Source organism: Streptomyces klenkii, assembly GCF_003626645.1.
GTDB classification, from domain to species: Bacteria; Actinomycetota; Actinomycetes; order Streptomycetales; family Streptomycetaceae; genus Streptomyces; species Streptomyces klenkii.
Genome location: NZ_RBAM01000002.1, coordinates 284,590 through 303,237 on the forward strand (window position 1 = coordinate 284,590; position 18,648 = coordinate 303,237).

General features: G+C 72.0%; 17 protein-coding genes and 2 pseudogenes. 10 read left to right on the plus strand and 9 right to left on the minus strand.

What is annotated here, in order from left to right:
* The 4 genes from D7231_RS04635 to D7231_RS04650 form a co-directional block, all read right to left on the minus strand.
* Positions 1-324 carry a DMT family transporter gene (locus D7231_RS04635; RefSeq protein ID WP_030366234.1) on the minus strand — a complete coding sequence of 108 codons (324 nt, stop codon included), beginning with the start codon at positions 322-324 and terminating at the stop codon, positions 1-3.
* An 88-nt stretch (positions 325-412) separates the two neighbouring features.
* Positions 413-1,420 carry a ribosome small subunit-dependent GTPase A gene (gene rsgA / locus D7231_RS04640; RefSeq protein WP_120753639.1) on the minus strand — a complete coding sequence of 336 codons (1,008 nt, stop codon included), beginning with the start codon at positions 1,418-1,420 and terminating at the stop codon, positions 413-415.
* 20 nt (positions 1,421-1,440) lie between these two features.
* Complete coding sequence (aroA, locus tag D7231_RS04645; protein WP_120753640.1) at positions 1,441-2,811, minus strand: 3-phosphoshikimate 1-carboxyvinyltransferase; 1,371 nt, start codon at positions 2,809-2,811, stop codon at positions 1,441-1,443.
* Between the two features lie 140 nt (positions 2,812-2,951).
* Positions 2,952-3,665, minus strand: coding sequence for a M50 family metallopeptidase (locus D7231_RS04650; RefSeq protein ID WP_120753641.1), 714 nt, complete (start codon positions 3,663-3,665; stop codon positions 2,952-2,954).
* Positions 3,666-3,706: 41 nt separating this feature from the next.
* Here D7231_RS04650 and D7231_RS04655 point away from each other — a divergent pair, with 41 nt between their 5' ends.
* The 9 genes and pseudogenes from D7231_RS04655 (at position 3,707) to def (ending at position 11,721) form a co-directional block, all read left to right on the plus strand.
* Entirely contained in the window at positions 3,707-4,537 is an 831-nt protein-coding gene (locus D7231_RS04655) for an SOS response-associated peptidase (protein WP_120753642.1), read from the plus strand.
* 67 nt (positions 4,538-4,604) lie between these two features.
* Complete coding sequence (locus tag D7231_RS04660; protein WP_120753643.1) at positions 4,605-5,240, plus strand: alpha/beta hydrolase family protein; 636 nt, start codon at positions 4,605-4,607, stop codon at positions 5,238-5,240.
* A 182-nt stretch (positions 5,241-5,422) separates the two neighbouring features.
* Positions 5,423-5,630 (plus strand): annotated as a pseudogene (locus tag D7231_RS38430) (sigma-70 family RNA polymerase sigma factor); the annotation flags it as partial.
* A 92-nt stretch (positions 5,631-5,722) separates the two neighbouring features.
* Positions 5,723-6,358: pseudogene (locus D7231_RS04665) on the plus strand (sigma-70 family RNA polymerase sigma factor); the annotation flags it as partial.
* Positions 6,355-6,789, plus strand: coding sequence for a mycothiol system anti-sigma-R factor (gene rsrA, locus D7231_RS04670; RefSeq protein ID WP_120753645.1), 435 nt, complete (start codon positions 6,355-6,357; stop codon positions 6,787-6,789). The pseudogene D7231_RS04665 and the gene rsrA, both read left to right, overlap by 4 nt.
* 325 nt (positions 6,790-7,114) lie before the next feature.
* Entirely contained in the window at positions 7,115-8,470 is a 1,356-nt protein-coding gene (locus D7231_RS04675) for an HD-GYP domain-containing protein (protein WP_120753646.1), read from the plus strand.
* Positions 8,467-9,717 (plus strand): HD-GYP domain-containing protein, encoded by a 1,251-nt coding sequence (locus D7231_RS04680; protein ID WP_241999570.1) that lies wholly within the window; start codon positions 8,467-8,469, stop codon positions 9,715-9,717. The genes D7231_RS04675 and D7231_RS04680 overlap by 4 nt, the downstream gene beginning before the upstream one ends.
* Before the next feature lie 279 nt (positions 9,718-9,996).
* Positions 9,997-10,983, plus strand: a complete 987-nt coding sequence (locus D7231_RS04685) for a tetratricopeptide repeat protein (RefSeq protein ID WP_120753988.1) — start codon at positions 9,997-9,999, stop codon at positions 10,981-10,983.
* Positions 10,984-11,073: 90 nt separating this feature from the next.
* The gene (gene def, locus D7231_RS04690; RefSeq protein WP_120753647.1) at positions 11,074-11,721 is read left to right on the plus strand and encodes a peptide deformylase; all 648 of its coding nucleotides are present in this window, start codon (positions 11,074-11,076) and stop codon (positions 11,719-11,721) included.
* 92 nt (positions 11,722-11,813) lie between these two features.
* On the opposite strand, the gene D7231_RS04695 is transcribed toward def, so the two are convergent.
* From D7231_RS04695 to D7231_RS04705, 3 genes are all read right to left on the minus strand, one after another.
* The gene (locus D7231_RS04695) at positions 11,814-12,173 is read right to left on the minus strand and encodes a YciI family protein (RefSeq protein WP_199739304.1); all 360 of its coding nucleotides are present in this window, start codon (positions 12,171-12,173) and stop codon (positions 11,814-11,816) included.
* A 73-nt stretch (positions 12,174-12,246) separates the two neighbouring features.
* On the minus strand, positions 12,247-12,795 hold the full coding sequence (locus D7231_RS04700; protein ID WP_120753648.1) for a GNAT family N-acetyltransferase: 549 nt from the start codon (positions 12,793-12,795) through the stop codon (positions 12,247-12,249).
* A 17-nt stretch (positions 12,796-12,812) separates the two neighbouring features.
* The gene (locus tag D7231_RS04705; protein WP_120753649.1) at positions 12,813-14,093 is read right to left on the minus strand and encodes a helix-turn-helix domain-containing protein; all 1,281 of its coding nucleotides are present in this window, start codon (positions 14,091-14,093) and stop codon (positions 12,813-12,815) included.
* Between the two features lie 186 nt (positions 14,094-14,279).
* Between D7231_RS04705 and D7231_RS04710 the strand changes: the two genes are divergently transcribed.
* Positions 14,280-14,657, plus strand: coding sequence for a DUF6415 family natural product biosynthesis protein (locus tag D7231_RS04710; protein WP_120753650.1), 378 nt, complete (start codon positions 14,280-14,282; stop codon positions 14,655-14,657).
* Between the two features lie 391 nt (positions 14,658-15,048).
* Here D7231_RS04710 and D7231_RS04715 read toward each other — a convergent pair whose 3' ends face one another.
* Positions 15,049-16,113, minus strand: coding sequence for a ribonucleotide-diphosphate reductase subunit beta (locus D7231_RS04715; protein ID WP_228774461.1), 1,065 nt, complete (start codon positions 16,111-16,113; stop codon positions 15,049-15,051).
* Positions 16,113-18,506, minus strand: a complete 2,394-nt coding sequence (locus D7231_RS04720; protein ID WP_120753652.1) for a ribonucleoside-diphosphate reductase subunit alpha — start codon at positions 18,504-18,506, stop codon at positions 16,113-16,115. Before D7231_RS04720 ends, D7231_RS04715 begins: the two co-directional genes overlap by 1 nt.
* Positions 18,507-18,648 lie beyond the last annotated feature (142 nt).

Below are 18,648 nucleotides of genomic sequence, written 5' to 3' on the forward strand. Positions count from 1 at the left end.
TCAGTGAGCGGAACCCGACAACTGCAAGCCCATCACTCCCAGGATCACCAGGCCGATCGACACCAGCTTCAGCGTCGACACCAGGTCGCCCAGGAACACCATGCCGTAGATCGCCGTCCCGGCCGCGCCGATGCCCGTCCACACGGCGTAGGCCGGGCCCACGTCCAGCTTCTTCAGGGAGAGCGTCAGCAGGCCGAAGCTGCCGAGCGCGAAGCACGCGAACGCGATCGTCGGCCAGAGCCGGGTGAAACCGTGGGAGAGCTTGAGACAGACCGCGAAGCCGGTTTCCAGCAGTCCGGCGACCACGACCAGCAGCCACGCCATCAGTTTGCCTCCCGCGTCTCGGTGACCGCCGTCCGTCCCGGTGTGCTTGATGCCCTTGCCACTGGCGGTCACTCGCAAACGTAGGCGATCAATCGCCTTCGCGCCGCTCCCGCGTGGAAAGCAGCCGCCGCAGCGAGTACAGCCGCTGCGGATCGGCGTGGCCGTCGGCGACCCACGCGTCCAGCGCGCACTCCGGCTCGTCGTGGCTGCACGCGCGCGGGCAGCCCTCGGTGCCCGGCTCCAGGTCGGGGAAGGCGTGGATGACGCGCGAGGGATCGATGTGGTGCAGGCCGAAGGAGCGCACGCCCGGGGTGTCGATGACCCAGCCCGCGCCGGCCGGCAGCGGCAGGGCCAGCGCGGACGTGGTGGTGTGCCGGCCGCGGCCGGTCACGGCGTTGACGTGGCCGGTGGCCCGCTGCCGGTCCGGGACGAGGGCGTTGACCAGAGTGGTCTTGCCGACGCCGGAGTGGCCGACGAACGCGGTGATCCGGTCCTCCAGCTCCTCGCGGACCCGGTCGGCGGCCCCGCCGTCCGCGAGCTCCTCGCGGCTGGTGACCACGTAGCGCACGCCGAGCGCGCCGTAGGACTCCAGGAGCTTGTCCGGCGAGGCGAGGTCCGACTTCGTCAGGACGAGCAGCGGCTCCAGGCCCGCGTCGAAGGCCGCGACGAGGCAGCGGTCGATGAGCCGGGGCCGCGGCTCGGGGTCGGCGAGGGCGGTGACGATCGCGAGCTGGTCGGCGTTGGCGACCACCACGCGCTCGAACGGATCGTCGTCGTCGGCGGTGCGGCGCAGCACCGACGAGCGCTCCTCGACCCGCACGATGCGCGCGAGGGTGTCCTTGGCGCCGCTGAGATCCCCGACGACGGCGACCCGGTCACCGACCACGACCCCCTTGCGGCCCAGCTCACGGGCCTTCATCGCCATCACGATCCGGTCCTCGACCAGGCAGGTCAGCCGGCCGCGGTCGACGGTCAGGACGAAGCCCTCGGCGGCGTCCTCGTGCTTGGGGCGGATGTTGGTGCGGGGGCGGTTGCCTTTGCGGTTGGGGCGGACGCGGATGTCGTCCTCGTCGGGGTTCTTGCCGTAGCGGCGCATTGCTGGCTTTCCTGGCTTTCTCAGACTCTCGGCGCCGTCGCCGCCCCCGCGACGGTGCCCAGCATCCCGGTCCACAGCTCCGGGAAGTCGGGCAGGGTCTTGGCGGTGGTCGCGACGTTCTCCACCTGGACGCCGTCGACGGCGAGGCCGATGACGGCGGCCGCGGTGGCGAGCCGGTGGTCCTCGTAGGTGTGGAAGACGCCGCCGTGCAGGGGACGCGGGCTGATGCGCAGCCCGTCTTCGGTCTCGGTGACGTCGCCGCCGAGCTCGTTGATCTCCTTGGCCAGGGCGGCCAGCCGGTCCGTCTCGTGCAGCCGCAGGTGGGCGATGCCGCGCAGGACGGACTCGGAGTCGGCGAGCGCCGCGACGGCGGCGATCACCGGGGTGAGCTCGCCGACCTCGTGCAGGTCGGCGTCGATGCCCGTGATGCGGCCGGTGCCGGTGAAGGTCAGGCCGGTCTCGGTCAGCTCGCAGGAGCCGCCCATGGCGGTGAAGATCTCCCGCAGGGCGTCGCCGGGCTGGGTGGTGCGCTCCGGCCAGTCGGGGATGGTGACCCGGCCGCCGGTGATCAGGGCCGCGGCCAGGAACGGCGCCGCGTTGGACAGGTCCGGCTCCACGACGACGTCGCGGCCCAGCAGGGCGCTGGGGGAGACCCGCCACACGTTCGGCTCGCCGCCGGACTCGGGGGTGTCCACCTGCGCGCCGGCCTGGCGCAGCATGTCGACGGTCATCCGGATGTGCGGCATCGACGGCAGGACGGAGCCGGTGTGCCGGACCTCGACGCCCTGGTTGAAGCGCGGCCCGGACAGCAGCAGCGCGCTGACGAACTGCGAGGAGGACGAGGCGTCGATCTCGACGGTGCCGCCCTCCAGGGCGCCCCCGCCGTGCACGGTCAGCGGCAGGGCCCCGCGCTCGTTGTCGTCTATGCGGGCGCCCAGGGCGCGCAGCGCGTCGATCACGCCGTGCAGGGGGCGCTCGTAGCTGCGCGGGTCGCCGTCGAAGCGGATCGGGCCGTCCGCGAGGCTCGCCACGGGCGGCAGGAAGCGCATCACCGTGCCGGCGTTGCCGACGTCGACGGTGGCGGGGCCGCGCAGCCGGGCCGGGATCACCCGCCACGCCTCGCCGGAGCCGGCCGTGCCTTCCGCGTCGGTGGAGCTGGAGGAGACCGTCTCCTCGATGCCGACGCCCATGGCGCGCAGCGCCTCGGCCATCAGCAGGGTGTCGCGGGACCGCAGCGGACGGCGCAGCCAGCCGGGCTCGGAGGCGAGCGCGGCCAGCACCAGGGCGCGGTTGGTGACCGACTTGGAACCGGGCACGGTCACGGTCGCGTCGACCGCCCCTGTGGCGAGGGGGGCGGGCCAGAGGTCGGAGTGCGCGGGGTTCTCGGTCATGCCTTTACCTTACTGACGTTCTCCCGGTGGTCCCGTCCCCGAAGTGCTCAGGCCTGAGGTCGCGCCTCGTGCCTCGTCAGGTCGGAGCCGGGCCGGAGTCAGGCCGGGCCTTCCCGCCCTGTGGGCCGGGGCCTCCCGTGTCACAGGCCGAGCAGCCAGCGCCCGCCGCCCGTCAGCGCGCACAGCGAGATCACATGGAAGAAAACCAGCCACACGACGGCCGGCAGGTTGGTGAGCCGGGCGAGCTGGTCCGCGTCCGAGTCGGGAGCGCCGCCGTAGCGCCGCTTGGCCTGGAGCTCGAACGCCGGCCGGACCCCGCCGAGCAGCAGGAACCACACCACCCCGTACGCGAACAGCGCCTGCACCGCCGGCCCCGCCAGCCAGGACACCAGCACGAACAGCGAGCCGGAGAGCACCACCGTCAGCACCCCGTAGGCGTTGCGGATCATCAGCAGCATCGCGGCCAGCAGCGCCGTCGCGAGCCACAGCAGCGCCGTGATGTGACCGGCGGACAGCAGCCACGCGCCGCCGAGGCCCAGCAGCGACGCCGCGGGGTAGCCGGCGGCCGCGGTGAGGATCATGCCGATGCCCGTGGGCTTGCCGCGCGACACCGTCAGCCCGGAGGTGTCCGAGTGCAGCCGGATGCCCTCCAGCCGCCGCCCGGCCAGCAGGGCCACCAGCCCGTGGCCGCCCTCGTGGGCGATGGTGACGGCGTTGCGGGTCACCAGCCATATGCCGCGCGGGGCCACCGCCGCGAGCGCGACGAGCCCGGTGGCGGCCACGAGCCACACGGACGGTGCGGGCTGGGTCCCCACCACGCGGTCCCACAGGGCGGTGGCTTCGGTGCTGTCCATTTGTGCGCGGCTCCTCGTGGGTCCGTGGCAGGGTGGCCAATATGTGTGGTCGATATGCGGCGAGCCGTAAGCCCGAGGATCTCGTGGGGCTCTTCGGCGTCGAGAAGTGGGAGCCGTCCGAGGCCCTCGCCCCGGACTGGAACGTGGCCCCGACGAAGAGCGTGTACGCGGTGCTCGAGCGTCCCCTGAAAGACGCAGCAGACCGGCGTCCGGTTCGCCAGCTGCGGCCCCTGCGCTGGGGCCTCGTGCCGTCGTGGGCGAAATCCCCCGAGGGCGCCGCGAAGATGATCAACGCCCGGTCGGAGACGGTCCACGAGAAGCCGTCCTACCGCAGGGCCTTCGAGGCCCGCCGCTGCCTCATACCCGCCGACGGCTACTACGAGTGGGTCACCGGCGCGGCGGAGCGCGAGCTGGAGGAGAAGGGCCGCAAGAAGCGCACCCGCAAGCAGCCCTATTTCGTCACCCCGGCCGACGGGTCGGTCATGGCGATGGCCGGGCTGTACGAGTTCTGGCGCGACCCCACCCTGCCGCCCGACCACCCCCAGGCCTGGTGGGCCACCTGCACGGTGCTCACGACGGAGGCCGAGCACGAGCCCTTCGCCCTCCCGGAGGGCGGCACGGCGCCGGAGGGCGGGCCGCGCTCCCTGGCCGAGATCCACCCGCGGATGCCGCTCGTGCTGCCGCCGGACCGGTGGGCCGCCTGGCTCGACCCCGCCCGCACCGGCACCGAGGAGCTGCGGGCCCTGCTGACCGCGCCGTCCGCCGGGTCCGTACGCGCCTACCCGGTCACGACGGCGGTCAGCGACGTCCGCAACAACGGGCCGGAGCTCCTGGAGGAGCTGGAGGCGCCGGAGGAGGCGACGCTGTTCTGAGTTCCGAGTTCTGAGTTCTGATCGCTGGTTCTGACGGGTTTTCCGGCCTGTGAACGATGATGGACCGGTGATCGAGACCGTTCCCACCCCCGCCGGAGACGCCCGCATCCACTGGCACCCGGCGCCCCGCGCCCGCCTCGTGCTCGCCCTCGGCCACGGCGCCGGCGGCGGCATCGAGGCCCGCGACCTCCGGGCCCTCGCCGCCGCGCTGCCCGCGCACGGCGTCACCGTGGCCCTGGTGGAGCAGCCCTGGCGGGTCGCCGGCAAGAAGGTCGCCCCCGCGCCGAAGACCCTGGACGCGGCGTGGACCGCGCTGTGGCCGGCGCTGCGGAAGCCCGGCCCGCCGGTCGTGGCCGGGGGCCGCAGCGCGGGCGCCCGCGTCGCCTGCCGCACGGCGGCCGGCCTCGGCGCCGTCGCCGTGCTCGCCCTGAGCTTCCCGCTGCACCCGCCGGGCAAGCCGGAGAAGTCCCGCGCGGACGAGCTGCTCGGCGCGGCCGGTGCCGGGCTGCCCACGCTCGTCGTCCAGGGCGCGAAGGACCCGTTCGGCCGTCCCGAGGAGTTCCCGTCCGGAACGCACCTGGTGCCCGTGCCGCACGGCGACCACGGCTTCGCCGTACCGAAGAAGGCGGACGTCGGGCAGGAGGAGGCGCTGGCCGGGATCACCGCGGCCGTCGCGGAGTGGCTGGACGGCATCGGCGGCTGACCGGCGCCGGAGGCTGACCGGCGTCGCGCGGGCGGCCGGCGCCACCCGCGCCCGGTTTCGGAATTCCAGATTCCGGAAGTGCTGTTGAATTCCGGAGGATTCCGGGAATGCGGCGTGCCCGGGCGATGTTGTGCCAGTCGTCATCAGCCGCCGTCCCGACCGAGGAACAGGGAGCTCGCCGCATGGGTTCGATCGCATGCCTGTCCCGCCCGCAGCAGACCGCTGACCTGGGATGGTCCGCACTGCATGTGGCGCAGCCCGCCCCGTCCGGAGCGGCGGACGGGCGGGATCGTCGTCTATTCTCCGATTCGAGCGGGTCCGCATCCGGTCCCGCCGTCGTGTTGGAGGAGGTGGGTCCGGTCACTGGGACCGACGAGGGGACCGAAGACACCGGGGCCACGGGCATGAGCGCGACCGAGAACGCCGCCAAGGGCGCCACCGCGAGCACCGCTGCGGAGAACGCCGTGAACACCACGGCCGCGGCGGCGGAGAGCGCGGCCGAGCGCAACGCCCGTTTCGAGCGGGACGCCCTCACCTTCCTCGACCAGATGTACTCCGCCGCCCTGCGGATGACGCGGAACCCCGCCGACGCGGAGGACCTGGTGCAGGAGACCTACGCCAAGGCGTACGCGTCCTTCCACCAGTTCCGGGACGGCACGAACCTCAAGGCGTGGCTGTACCGCATCCTGACCAACACCTTCATCAACTCCTACCGCAAGAAGCAGCGCGAGCCGCTGCGCAGCGCGTCGGAGGAGATCGAGGACTGGCAGCTGGCCCGCGCCGAGTCGCACATGTCGACCGGCCTGCGCTCCGCCGAGTCCCAGGCCCTGGACCACCTCCCGGACTCCGATGTCAAGGAGGCCCTCCAGGCCATCCCCGAGGAATTCCGGATAGCGGTCTACCTCGCGGACGTCGAGGGCTTTGCCTACAAGGAGATCGCGGACATCATGGGTACGCCCATCGGCACGGTCATGTCCCGGCTCCACCGGGGCCGCCGCCAGCTGCGCGGAATGCTGGAGGACTACGCCCGTGAGCGGGGTCTCGTCCCCGCCGGGGCGGCCCCTGCTGCGCCGAACGGCTCCGACGAGTCGCACAACCGGAAAGGCTCGGACTCATGAGCTGCGGAGACCCGCACGAGACGGACTGCTCCGAGGTTCTCGACCACCTCTACGAGTTCCTCGACCACGAGATGCCCGCCGGGGACTGCGCCAAGTTCGAGGTGCACATCGACGAGTGCTCCCCGTGCCTGGAGAAGTACGGCCTGGAACAGGCCGTGAAGAAGCTGGTCAAGCGCTGCTGCGGCCATGACGACGTGCCGGCCGACCTGCGGTCGAAGGTGATGGGCCGGATCGAGCTCATCCGCTCCGGGCAGTCGGTGCCCGACCAGGACGTCGTGGCCGAGGCCCGGGCGGCGGAGGCCGCCGCGCGCACGGCCAAGGGCGCGGAGAGCGGGCCGAGCACGTCGGGCACGGCAGGCACCAAGAGCACCCGCAGCGCCTCGGGCGGCCCCGCGCGGCCGGGCCCGCTGGGCGCCACGACGCAGGAGTAGCGCGGGCCCCGCGCCCGCGCCGCGGGGATCCGGCCCGCGGCCACAGACGTACGGCGAGACGTATCGCGCCTGCGTCCTTTCGCGCCTACGTCCTCAATCCGGATCCGGCTCATCGGCCCGGCCTCATGCGCCCCTGCCGACGCTACGGCCTTATACGGCCCGGCCCGCGCATGCCGCCCGGCGGCGATAATCACCCGAAGGTGTGCATCTGGTCGGTTCGCGCGGGGCAATCCCTGAATGCGACGATCCCCGGCTCCGCCGGACCCTATTCTCCCCTTCCTGACGGCAAGCATGTCGGCACCTCACGGGACGGGGAGGACGCACCATGGGGGCACTACCGGCGGCAGCGCGTCTGTGCGTGCTGTGCGCCGTCCTCGCCGCCGTCGCGTGCGCCGCCCCCGCCCTGCGGGCCGGACCCGGCGTCCCCTGGTGCGCCGTGGGCCTCCTGGCCGCGGTCTGCGCCGTCTGCGAGCGCCTGCCCCGCCGCACCCTGACCCTGCCGGTCCTGCTCGCCGGGGCGTTCCTGCTGCCGCCCGCCGCCGCGGGCCTCGTGGCGGTGCCGGGCGCGCTCGTCGGCCGGGTCGAGCAGCGCCCCGCGTGGGTCCGGCGGCTGTGGCACGCCGCCCAGCTCTCCCTGGCCTCCTGCGCCGCCTCCCACGTCTTCGCCCTCGCCGCCCCGGCCATGTGCACCGAGACCGGCCTCTCCCCGCTCGCGCCCGAGGACTTCCCCGCCGCCCTGCCGCCCGCCCTCGCCGCCGCCCTCGTCCTCTCCCTCGTGGCCGCCGCCCTCGACGGCGCCGTCCGCGTCGCCGCCGAGCGCCGCCGCCCGCGCGCCGCCTGGAGCGGCCTCCTGCTGCCCGGCCCGCTGCTGCCGGCCCTCGTGCACGGCCCCACCGGCCTGCTCACCGCAGCCCTGTGGCACAGCGCCTACGGCCCGCCCGCGGCCCTGCTCGTCCTGCTGCCGATGTCCGTCTCCTCCTGGTTCCTGGACCGCTGCGAGCGCGAGCGCGCCGCCCACCAGGCCACCATCCGGGCGCTGGTCCAGGCCGTCGACCTCAAGGACCGCTACACCCGCGGCCACAGCGAGCGCGTCGGGCGCGCCTCCGTGCTCATCGGCCGCGAGCTCGGCCTGGCCGGCGAGCGGCTGGAGGCGCTGCGCTTCGCCGGCATCCTGCACGACGTCGGCAAACTCGGCGTCCCCACCCGCCTGTTGCGCAAGGACGGCCCACTCACCCCGGAGGAGCGGCGCGTCATCGAGCTGCACCCGGAGTACGGGCACGAGATGGTGCGCGGCATCGGCTTTCTCGACGAGGCGCGGGCCGCGATCCTCCACCACCACGAGCGCCTGGACGGCAGCGGCTACCCGTACGGGCTGAGGGGTCATCAGATTCCGTTCTTCGCCAGGGTCGTGGCCGTCGCCGACGCCTTCGACGCCATGACCTCCACGCGCAGTTACAGCCGGGCCCGCCCCGTAGCGGCCGCCCTCGCCGAGCTCCACCGCTGCGCGGGAAGCCAGTTCGACCCTCGCATGGTTGCCGCCCTGTGCGCGGCCCTCGACCGTCACGGATGGCATTCGACAGTGACCTCGGAGGCTACGGAGAGTGCAACTCCACCCAGCGGAAACGTCCCTTCATCCCGCCGGCCGGTCACCGGGGCCGGCCAACCGGGAGGTGAGGGGTGACGGGGCGCCCTGACGGACTCCTGGTACGGAGCGTGCACGCGGCGGCCGTCGCCCTCGCCCTGGCCGCCCTGGCCCGCACCGCCTGGCACGGCGTCGCCCAGCCCGGCGTCGCCCTCGCCTACGGCCTCCTCATCGCCGTCGGCGAAGCCGCCCGGCGCCGCCGCCCCACCGCCGGCCCCGGCGACCGCCAGACCGCGCCCGTAGGAGCCGCCGGAGCCCTCTCGTACGCCCTGCTCGGCGAGATCGGTGGGCAGCCCACCGCCCACGGCGCCCCCCAGGTCGTCGCCGTGGTGCTCGCCGCGACCCTCGCCGGCGCGACCGGCCGCCCGCCCGCGCGCGACCACCTCGCGCGCCGCCTGCTCACCACGGCCTTCGCCGCCGTCTGCTTCCAGCCCCTGCACCACTCCGGCGCCCTCGACCACTGGCCCGGCCACGGCCCCGCCTACGCCTTCCTCCTGCTCCTCGTGCTCGCCCTGACCACCCTCTTCGACGCCGTCCTCGCCGCGACCCTCACCCGGGCCCGTACGGGCGGCCCCTACGGCACCGCCCTGCGCGACGAGCTGCGCGCCCTCGCCGGCATCGGCACCGCGATCTGCGCCACCGGCGTCGTCATGGCCCTCGCCGTCGGCGTCGCCGGGCTGTGGGCCCTGCCCGTCTTCTGCCTGCCCCTGCTCCTCACCCAGCTCTCCTTCCACCGCTACACCGCCGTGCGGGCCACGTACCACCAGACCATCGCCTCCCTCGCCCGCTCCACGGAGATCGCCGGCCACACCCCGCCCGGGCACGCCCGGCGCGTCGCCGCCCTCAGCCGCGCCACCGGACGCGAGCTCGGCCTGTCCGAGGCCGGCCTCACCGTTCTGGAGTACGCCGCACTCATGCACGACATCGGCCAGCTCTCCCTCCTCGACCCCGTGCCCGCCGGGGCCACCGAGCCCCTGCCGCCCGAGCAGCGCCGCCGCATCGCCCTCCTCGGCGGGGCCGTCGTCCGCCGCACCGGCGTCCCCTCCGACGTCGCCGTCGTGGTCGAGCGCCAGGCCGACCCGTACCGCGAGCAGCCGCTCGCCGCCCGCGTCGTCCGCACCGTCAACGCCTACGAGGACCTCGTCGGCCGGACCGGCTGCGGCCCGCTGTGCGCCCTGGAGCGCCTCCGGCTCGACACGGCCCACGAACACGACCCGCAGGTGGTCGCGGCCCTGGCCGGAGTGCTCGCGCGCGGGGGCGGGCCGGGGGCGCCCGAGCTGAGGTAAGAGTCCGGTCAAAGCGGGAGTACCGCGGTGAACCCACGGGTAATGAGCGGGCGTCCAAAGGGGCATGGTTGGATGCGAAGAGGAGAGCAGAGGAGAGAAGGCGAGAAGAACCGCGAAGACGACGGGGGGCGTCGGGCGCGTCGCCGCCTCCGGCACGGAGGTGTGACGGGCGCGACTTCCCGGAGAGAGTGAGATGTGGCAGGTTGTCGTCAGGGAGGACGGCGGCCTTCACCTGGGTCATCCGGCGTGGTCGCACGCAGAAACCGGCAGGCGGGAATCGTGAGGATCTTCGGCAAGGTACGGCACCGGCCTTCCGCCTCGTGGCGGCAGGCCACCGACCGTGCCTTCACGCTCATCGGCGACGGCCGGTACGAGGACGCGGGCGCGCTCCTGACCCGCGCGGCCGACATGGAGCCCTGGCTCTCCGAGTCGTGGTTCAACCTGGCGCTGCTGCACAAGTTCCGCCACGACTGGGAGCAGGCCCGCGCCGCCGGGCTGCGCGCTGTGGCCCTCCTGGACCGCGAGGCCGGCGCCCCGGACTGGTGGAACGTGGGCATCGCCGCCACCGCCCTCCAGGACTGGCCGCTGGCCCGCCGCGCCTGGCAGGCGTACGGCCTGCGCGTGCCCGGCGAGGGCACCCCGGCCGGCGAGCCCGTCGGCATGGAGCTCGGCAGCGCCGCCGTCAGACTCTCGCCCGAGGGCGAGGCGGAGGTCGTCTGGGGCCGCCGGCTCGACCCGGCCCGGATGGAGGTCCTCTCCATCCCGCTGCCCTCCTCGGGCCGCCGCTGGGGCGAGGTCGTGCTGCACGACGGCGTCCCGCACGGCGAGCGCGTCACCGCCGCCGGGCCCTCCTACCCCGTCTTCGACGAGATCGAGCTGTGGGCCCCCTCGCCCGTGCCCACCTGGGTCGTCCTGCTGGAGGCCGCCACCGAGGCCGACCGGGACGCCCTGGAGCGGCTCGCCGCCGACGCGGGCTTCGCCGCCGAGGACTGGTCCTCGTCCGTGCGGCTCCTGTGCCGCACGTGCTCGGAGAGCCGCATGCCCAGCGACGAGGGCAACGGCGAGCACCTCGACCCCCACGACCACAGCGAGCCCGGCCACCCCGGCCCCCTCGGCCACCGCACGGCCGGCTCCGGCTCGCTGTGGGTGCCCGAGCGCGAGTGCGGCATCGCCGCCCCCGCCGGGCTGGTGCGGGGCCTGCTGGACGGCTGGGTGGCGGACAGCCCGGACAGCCGGGAGTGGCGCGACCTGGAAGAGGTCTGCTGAGCACTTCCGAGGACCCCCGGCGCCGCGGGCGGGGACCCGTACCCTGTACAGGACATCCTTTTGGGTTTTGAGAGAGGCACAACGGCGGACATGTCGCAGCAGTCGCAGCAGTCGCAGCAAGAGACCGACCAGCCGGTGGACGGCGAGTTCATCGTGGACACCGAGGACTGCGAGGCGCGCGAGCTCGCACACCGCGAGCGCGGCACGTCCCGCCCGATCACCGTCGTGGGCAACCCCGTCCTGCACCGCGAGTGCAAGGACGTCACCTCCTTCGACGACGAGCTCGCTCAGCTGATCGACGACATGTTCGCGAGCCAGCACACCGCCGAGGGCGTCGGCCTCGCCGCCAACCAGATCGGCGTCGACCTCAAGGTCTTCGTCTACGACTGCATGGACGACGAGGGCGTCCGCCACGTGGGCACCGTGTGCAACCCCGTCCTGGAGGACCTGCCGGCCGACCGCCGGATCCTGGACGACTCCAACGAGGGCTGCCTCTCCGTCCCCACCGCCTACGCCGCCCTCGCCCGCCCCGACTACGCCGTCGTCAGCGGCCAGGACGCCCAGGGCAACCCCATCCGCGTCCAGGGCACCGGTTACTTCGCGCGCTGCCTCCAGCACGAGACCGACCACCTCTACGGCCGGCTCTACATCGACCGCCTCTCCAAGCGCGAGCGCAAGGACGCGCTGCGGCAGATGGAAGAGGGCACGCCGCGGTACCCGGTCGTCGCTAACGACTGACCTTCTGCGCTGGTAGCGGCGGAAGCGCCGTACGGGCCGGGATCTTCCCGGTCCGTACGGCGCTTCTCGCTTCCGGCGCTTCTCGCTCGTGGTCAGGCGGGGAAGTCCGACTCCTCGAAGATCTGCCGGACCTCGATCTCACCGTCCTCGAACGGCACCTTCCGGGCCCACTCGACAGCCTCGTCCCGGTCCTTCGCCCGGATCACCCAGAACCCGGCGACCAGCTGCCCCGGCGGCCCGGCGAAGGGCCCGTCGGTCACCACCGGCCTGCCGCCCGTGAAAGAGACGCGCGCTCCCTTGGAGGAGTCCCGCAGCCCCTCGCCGGCGAGCATGACACCGGCCTTGGTGAGCTCGTCGTTGTACTTCCCCATCTCGGCGAGCGCCTCCCTGGTCGGCAGCACGCCGGCCTCGGACTCCTCGCTCGCCTTGACGATCATCATGAAGCGGGGCATTGCGTCGTCTCCCGTCGGTCTCGGTGGTTTGGGGCGTTCTCCCAGGTTCGCCGGAGGCGCCGCGCCTCGCACGTCAGAGAGCGCGGAGCATGGTGGCGTAGACCGGAGCGTCCGGGAACGGCCGCTGGTCGCCGATGTACCGGTACCCCCAGCGTTCGTAGAGCGCTTTGACCTTTGCGTGAGCGGGGTCCACCAGGAGCGTCACCCGCTGCTCGGGGCGACCGGACAGCAATTCCTCGTGGATGCGCTGCGCGGCGCCGGTGCCGCGCCATGGACGTCGGACCATCAGCTCGAACAGGGCGAGCGTGCGTTTGCCGTCCTCTTCGCTGTCCGCTTCCGGGAGCGGCTGGAGCATGCCCGCCCACCAGCGGGTTCCGGGCGGAAGCGGGGAGGCATAGGCGTAGCCGACGGCTCGGCCCTCAACGTAACCCACGACGGCTCCCCACCCAGGTCGCGAGGCATGACCCGCAAGCCGTTCCTCGAACCGCTCCACGGAAAAGAACGGGTTGGACAACTGGTCGGCGTAGACCTCGGCGTACGTTGCCACCAAGGTTTGCCGAACGGACGGTAGGTCGTCCGCCGCGTAGCGGGTGAGTCTCACAGTGTCGTGGGACTTGTTCATGCCATCTCCCTTGGGCGTCACGGCGTACGGGCTCGGTCGTTCCACTCGCGGGCCGTCCCGGATCCTGGGGCTCTTGCATTGAGTCCGGTGGTGAAAGCCTGGAGCAGGTGCGGGATACGCCCGGTCCCACCGGAACCGCGGGGCGGGATTGCCTCGGCCGCAGTGGCGCACGCTTGCTCGAAATCGTTTTGTGCAAGCTGGGCCAAGGCCATGTGGGCCTTGTAGTAAGCACGGTTACGATGCTGGTCCGGACGGAGAGCGGTCAAACATTGGTGCATGTGGCTCTCGGCCTCGTCAGGCCGTTGAAGCCGGAGGTACGTGATGCCGGCCAGGCCGTGCAGCTCGCCTCGGGTGAAGAAGTCCATAGAAGCGGGGCGGTGTTCGAAAGGATCGGCTCGGTCGAAGCATTCGAAGGCTCGGCCGAGGGCCCGCTGAGCACGGGCAGGGTCGCCGGCTCCTGGCAGTGACAGTGCCAACCGGGAATGACTCAACGCGGCGTACAGCGGATCTCGGCGGTGAATGGATGTGCTCATGGCTGCCTCGGCGGCAGCGAGGGCATCGGCCGGACGCCCTCTCTGGTCAGCAAGCATGGCGGCGTAGCGCCAGGTTTGGTGCTGCACCTGTCCCTCGCCGGAGAGACCTGCCAGGGTGACCGCCGACTCCATGTGCCTTTGTGCTCGGTCGAGCTGACGGGAATCCACAGCGGCCCACATGGCAGTGGCGGTAAAGGCTGCGGCCAGGCCGTAGAGACGGCCGCGGATCCGCTGTGCGGCGCTGCCGTTCTGTTGGAGATCCATGGCCTTCTGGCTAAGAGCTACGGCACGGCCTTCCAGGGCAGGCCCGCCGCCCTCCTGGTCGTCAAGGAGCCACAGCGCGGTGAGCGCATTACGCAGCCGTTGGACGTCGGCGGTTCCGACGGTCGGCCGGGCGGCACCGACCAGGGACGTGGCGGAGAGGACGGTTCCGGTCGATGCGGCGATGAACGTGCGGCGGTGCACGGGCTCCTCCTGCGGGCTATGCAGGTGCGTTGCAAGGGTTGATCCACCTTGCGCCCTGCACGCCGGGGGCGTAAACCCCAACTCCTCCGCAGTGCATCCGAACACCGCTTCCATGGCTAGCCGCTGCCGCCCCTGTGGCCAGGAGGTCTCGCCGCTCAAGTACCGCCGTACTGTCCGGTCGGACGCGTTGCCCCGGCGACGGGTCAGCCTTTCCACGGCGTCGTTGATCTGCTCGGCCAGTTCCATCTGGGACAGCCCCCGCGCTCGCATCAGAGCCGCCAACCGCACGTTCCCCGGCATGGCATCACCGTAGGGCTGCGCGGTGGTCCGGTCACAGCCGTCGTTTAAAGCATGGGTAATTTCGTCCGGTGGCCGGCGGGCTGCCCGACCATCGTTCGCCCTACTGAGCAGGGGCGATGACCGGTTGTGTAGGCGTACGGGTTCCCGCAATGCGCCGCTGCGACCGGCAGAAGAGGACGTCCGCAGATGAACCGCACATCCGCTCAGCACACAGCACGCCTCACCACCATGATGACCGGCGACACCCGGCCCCTCGACCTGGTGACCATCCGCGCGACGGTCCGTAGGGCTCTTCAGGAGCGGGCGACCGGACCCGGACCCGCCGAGGCCGAGGAGCTCACCCGGACACTCCGGGGACACATGGAGGCGATGATCGCCGAGGCGCGGTTCCGCGTGGATCAGCTCGACCGCGGAACCGTGCAGTGGGACCGCTCGCAGGCGCTCATTGACCAGGTGTGTGGCGATCTGGAGCACGACGGTGACCACGCAGCGGTATCGGCCACGGCCTATCTGGAGGTCCTCGCCCGCGGCGCCGGGTTCCTGGTCACGAGCCTCGACGGCTGACAGAGCTCCGAGAGAGGAGTCCCGTTATGGGTGGCACAGACGAAGTCAACGGGTATGACGTATTCGAGAACGAGATCGTCGCGCCGGCCGAGCCCGACCCGGACCCGCAGGAAGGTGACGATGACTGACACCCCCTTCCCGGACCGCCCCCCGAGCAACCGATTCATGATCGGCATGCTGATCAAGCGTGATCTGCCCGACGGTTCCGGCCCCTCCGAATGGTGCGGCAGGCATCCCAGGGAACGCACCCGGCTCCTGGCGCGCAAAGGGTGGGTCTGTCTCGACTGCGTGAGGGAGAGCAGTCGTCCCAGCCCGTCATAGACGGAAACGGGCCCGGCCCGCCCCTCGGGAGGGGCGGGCCGGATCGCAGAGAATCAGCACGATTCCCGGCTCAGAACTCCTCGTCGAAGCCGACCGTGCCCTCGACGGCGACCTGGTACGCGGAGGCGCGGCGCTCGAAGAAGTTGGTCAGTTCCTGGACGTTCTGGAGCTCCATGAAGGAGAAGGGGTTCTCCGAGCCGAAGACCGGCTTGAAGCCGAGGCGCACGAGGCGCTGGTCGGCGACGCACTGGAGGTACTCGCGCATGGACTCGGTGTTCATGCCGGGCAGGCCCTCGCCGCACAGGTCGCGGCCGAACTGCAGCTCCGCCTCGACGGCTTCCTTCAGCATGTCGGTGACCTGCTGCTGGAGCTCGTCGTCGAAGAGCTCGGGCTCCTCCTGGCGGACGGTGTCGACGACCTCGAACGCGAAGTTCATGTGCATGGTCTCGTCGCGGAACACCCAGTTGGTGCCGGTCGCGAGGCCGTGCAGCAGGCCGCGGCTGCGGAACCAGTACACGTAGGCGAAGGCGCCGTAGAAGAACAGGCCCTCGATGCAGGCGGCGAAGCAGATCAGGTTGAGCAGGAAGCGACGGCGGTCGGCCTTCGTCTCCAGGCGCTCCAGCTTCTCGACCTCGTTGATCCACTTGAAGCAGAACTGGGCCTTGTCGCGGATGGAGGGGATGTTCTCCACCGCGTCGAACGCGGCCGCGCGCTCCTCCGGGTCGGGCAGGTAGGTGTCGAGCAGCGTCAGATAGAACTGGACGTGCACGGCCTCCTCGAAGAGCTGCCGCGACAGGTACAGGCGCGCCTCGGGCGAGTTGATGTGCTTGTACAGCGTCAGCACGAGGTTGTTCGCCACGATCGAGTCGCCGGTCGCGAAGAACGCGACGAGGCGGCCGATCATGTGCTGCTCACCCGGGGACAGCTTGGCGAGGTCGGCGACGTCCGAGTGGAGGTCGACCTCCTCGACGGTCCAGGTGTTCTTGATCGCGTCGCGGTACCGGTCGTAGAAGTCCGGGTACCGCATGGGGCGCAGGGTCAGCTCGAAGCCCGGGTCGAGCAGGTTCTTCTGGGAAGAGGCTTCCGGCACGGAGTGCTGTCCTTCAGGGGTGGCGGTCGGGCGACGGGCGGGCATTACTGGCAGGCCTCGCAGGACTCGGGGTTCTCAAGGGAGCAGGCGATGGCGTCCGCGTCGGGCGCGACCTGCTGCACCGGGATGGTGGCGGGGGCGGCGGAGCCTCCGGACGCGGCGCGGGCGATCCGGGTCGCCGGGCGCGAGCGCAGGTAGTACGTCGTCTTGATGCCCTGCTTCCAGGCGTACGCGTACATCGAGCTGAGCTTGCCGATGGTGGGCGAGGCCATGAAGAGGTTGAGCGACTGGCTCTGGTCCAGGTACGGCGTACGGGCCGCGGCCATGTCGATCAGGGCGCGCTGCGGGACCTCCCAGGCGGTGCGGTAGAGGTCGCGCACCTCCTCCGGGATCCACTTCATGTCCTGGATCGAGCCGTTGGCGTCCGTCATGGCGTCGCGCGTGGTGCGGTCCCACACGCCGAGCTTCTTCAGGTCCTCCACCAGGTAGGTGTTGACCTGGAGGAACTCACCGGAGAGCGTCTCGCGCTTGAAGAGGTTGGAGACCTGCGGCTCGATGCACTCGTACACGCCCGCGATGGAGGCGATGGTCGCCGTGGGGGCGATGGCGAGGAGCAGGGAGTTGCGCATGCCGACCTCGGCGATGCGGGCGCGCAGCGCCTCCCAGCGACCGGCCCAGGCCTTGACGGCGTTCGGGTAGTGGTCGGGGTGCAGCACGCCGCGGGCGGTGCGGGTCGCGGCCCAGGCCGGGTGCGGGCCGTTGCGCTCGGCGAGGTCGGCGGAGGCCTCGTACGCCGCGAGCATGATCCGCTCGGAGATCTTGGTGGACAGGGCCTTCGCCTCGGCCGAGTCGAAGGGCAGGCGCAGGCGGAAGAAGACGTCCTGGAGGCCCATCAGGCCCAGGCCCACCGGGCGCCAGCGGCTGTTGGAGTTGCCGGCCTGCTCGGTCGGGTAGAAGTTGATGTCCACGACGCGGTCGAGGAAGGTGACGGCCGTGCGGACCGTGCGGTCGAGCTTCTCCCAGTCCATCTCGCCGTCGGCGCCCAGGTGCTGGGCCAGGTTGACCGAGCCCAGGTTGCAGACCGCGGTCTCGCCGTCGTTCGTGACCTCGAGGATCTCGGTGCAGAGGTTCGAGGAGTGGACGACCGCGCCCTTCTCGGCCGTCTGGTTGGCCGTGCGGTTGGCGGCGTCCTTGAACGTCATCCAGCCGTTGCCGGTCTGCGCGAGGGTGCGCATCATGCGGGCGTAGAGGACGCGCGCCGGGATGGTCTTGACGGCCTTGCCCTCGGCCTCGTACTTGCGGTACGCGGCGTCGAACTCGTCGCCGTAGAGGTCGACCAGGTCGGGCGTGTCGGCGGGCGAGAAGAGCGACCAGTCCGCGTCCGTCTCGACGCGGCGCATGAACTCGTCCGGGATCCAGTGCGCGATGTTGAGGTTGTGGGTGCGGCGGGCCTCCTCACCGGTGTTGTCGCGGAGCTCCAGGAACTCCTCGATGTCGGCGTGCCACGTCTCCAGGTAGACGCAGGCGGCGCCCTTGCGGCGGCCGCCCTGGTTGACGGCGGCGACGGAGGCGTCGAGGGTGCGCAGGAACGGCACGATGCCGTTGGAGTGGCCGTTGGTGCCGCGGATCAGCGAGCCGCGGGAGCGGATGCGCGAGTACGACAGGCCGATGCCGCCGGCGTGCTTCGACAGCCGCGCCACCTGGTGGTAGCGGTCGTAGATCGAGTCCAGCTCGTCCAGCGGGGAGTCCAGCAGGTAGCAGGACGACATCTGCGGGTGGCGGGTGCCGGAGTTGAACAGCGTCGGGGAGGACGGCAGGTACGAGAGGGTGCTCGTCAGCCGGTACAGCTCCGCGACGTCGTCCAGGGCGCGCTCCGAGTGGTCCTCGGCGAGGCCGCAGGCCACGCGCAGCAGGAAGTGCTGCGGGGTCTCGATCACGTCGCGGTGGATCGGGTGGCGCAGCAGGTAGCGGCTGTGCAGGGTGCGCAGGCCGAAGTAGCCGAAGCGGTCGTCGGCGCCGTCGGCGAGGGCCTTCTCGACGAGCTCGTCCAGGCGGGCGGCGTGGGTGGCGACGAACGCGGCGGTCTCGTCCGCGATCAGGCCCTCCTTGTGGCCGACGGCGACCGAGGCCGAGAAGGAGGTGGCACCCTGGCCGGCGGCCTCGTCGGCGATCGCGACCGTGAGCAGGCGCGCGGCGAGACGGGAGTACTCGGGCTCCTCGGCGATCAGACCCGCGGCGGCCTCGGTGGCCAGCGAGCGGAGCTCGGCCTCGTCCGAGGTGGCGCTCCGGCCCCGCAGTGCGGCGGCGGCGACCTTGCCCGGGTCGGTGGCGGGAAGGTCGGCGGTGAGGTCGGTCAGGGTGCGCAGCAGCGCGGTCCCGGGGCCGCCGGTCGCTTCTTCCGCAGTCGCTGAGACCGGATCGGCGGGCGCGATGGTCACTGAGGCTCTCCCTCGCTCGGCTGGGTGGGCCGGCGGGAGGGGCACGACGGTCGCGTACGGGCATGCCTGATGCACAGGACATGCCTCGTAGGCGTCCGCCGGCCCAACCCGCGAGGCCCGGACGAATTCAACGCCCATAGCC

Bases quoted from the DNA above. Each gene is read 5' to 3' on its own strand.
- D7231_RS04635 (WP_030366234.1), bottom strand. From the start codon at position 324: ATGGCGTGGCTGCTGGTCGTGGTCGCCGGACTGCTGGAAACCGGCTTC.
- rsgA (WP_120753639.1), bottom strand. From the start codon at position 1,420: ATGCGCCGCTACGGCAAGAACCCCGACGAGGACGACATCCGCGTCCGC.
- aroA (WP_120753640.1), bottom strand. From the start codon at position 2,811: ATGACCGAGAACCCCGCGCACTCCGACCTCTGGCCCGCCCCCCTCGCC.
- D7231_RS04650 (WP_120753641.1), bottom strand. From the start codon at position 3,665: ATGGACAGCACCGAAGCCACCGCCCTGTGGGACCGCGTGGTGGGGACC.
- D7231_RS04655 (WP_120753642.1), top strand. From the start codon at position 3,707: ATGTGTGGTCGATATGCGGCGAGCCGTAAGCCCGAGGATCTCGTGGGG.
- rsrA (WP_120753645.1), top strand. From the start codon at position 6,355: ATGAGCTGCGGAGACCCGCACGAGACGGACTGCTCCGAGGTTCTCGAC.
- D7231_RS04675 (WP_120753646.1), top strand. From the start codon at position 7,115: ATGGGGGCACTACCGGCGGCAGCGCGTCTGTGCGTGCTGTGCGCCGTC.
- def (WP_120753647.1), top strand. From the start codon at position 11,074: ATGTCGCAGCAGTCGCAGCAGTCGCAGCAAGAGACCGACCAGCCGGTG.
- D7231_RS04695 (WP_199739304.1), bottom strand. From the start codon at position 12,173: ATGCCCCGCTTCATGATGATCGTCAAGGCGAGCGAGGAGTCCGAGGCC.
- D7231_RS04700 (WP_120753648.1), bottom strand. From the start codon at position 12,795: ATGAACAAGTCCCACGACACTGTGAGACTCACCCGCTACGCGGCGGAC.
- D7231_RS04705 (WP_120753649.1), bottom strand. From the start codon at position 14,093: ATGCCGGGGAACGTGCGGTTGGCGGCTCTGATGCGAGCGCGGGGGCTG.
- D7231_RS04710 (WP_120753650.1), top strand. From the start codon at position 14,280: ATGAACCGCACATCCGCTCAGCACACAGCACGCCTCACCACCATGATG.
- D7231_RS04715 (WP_228774461.1), bottom strand. From the start codon at position 16,113: ATGCCCGCCCGTCGCCCGACCGCCACCCCTGAAGGACAGCACTCCGTG.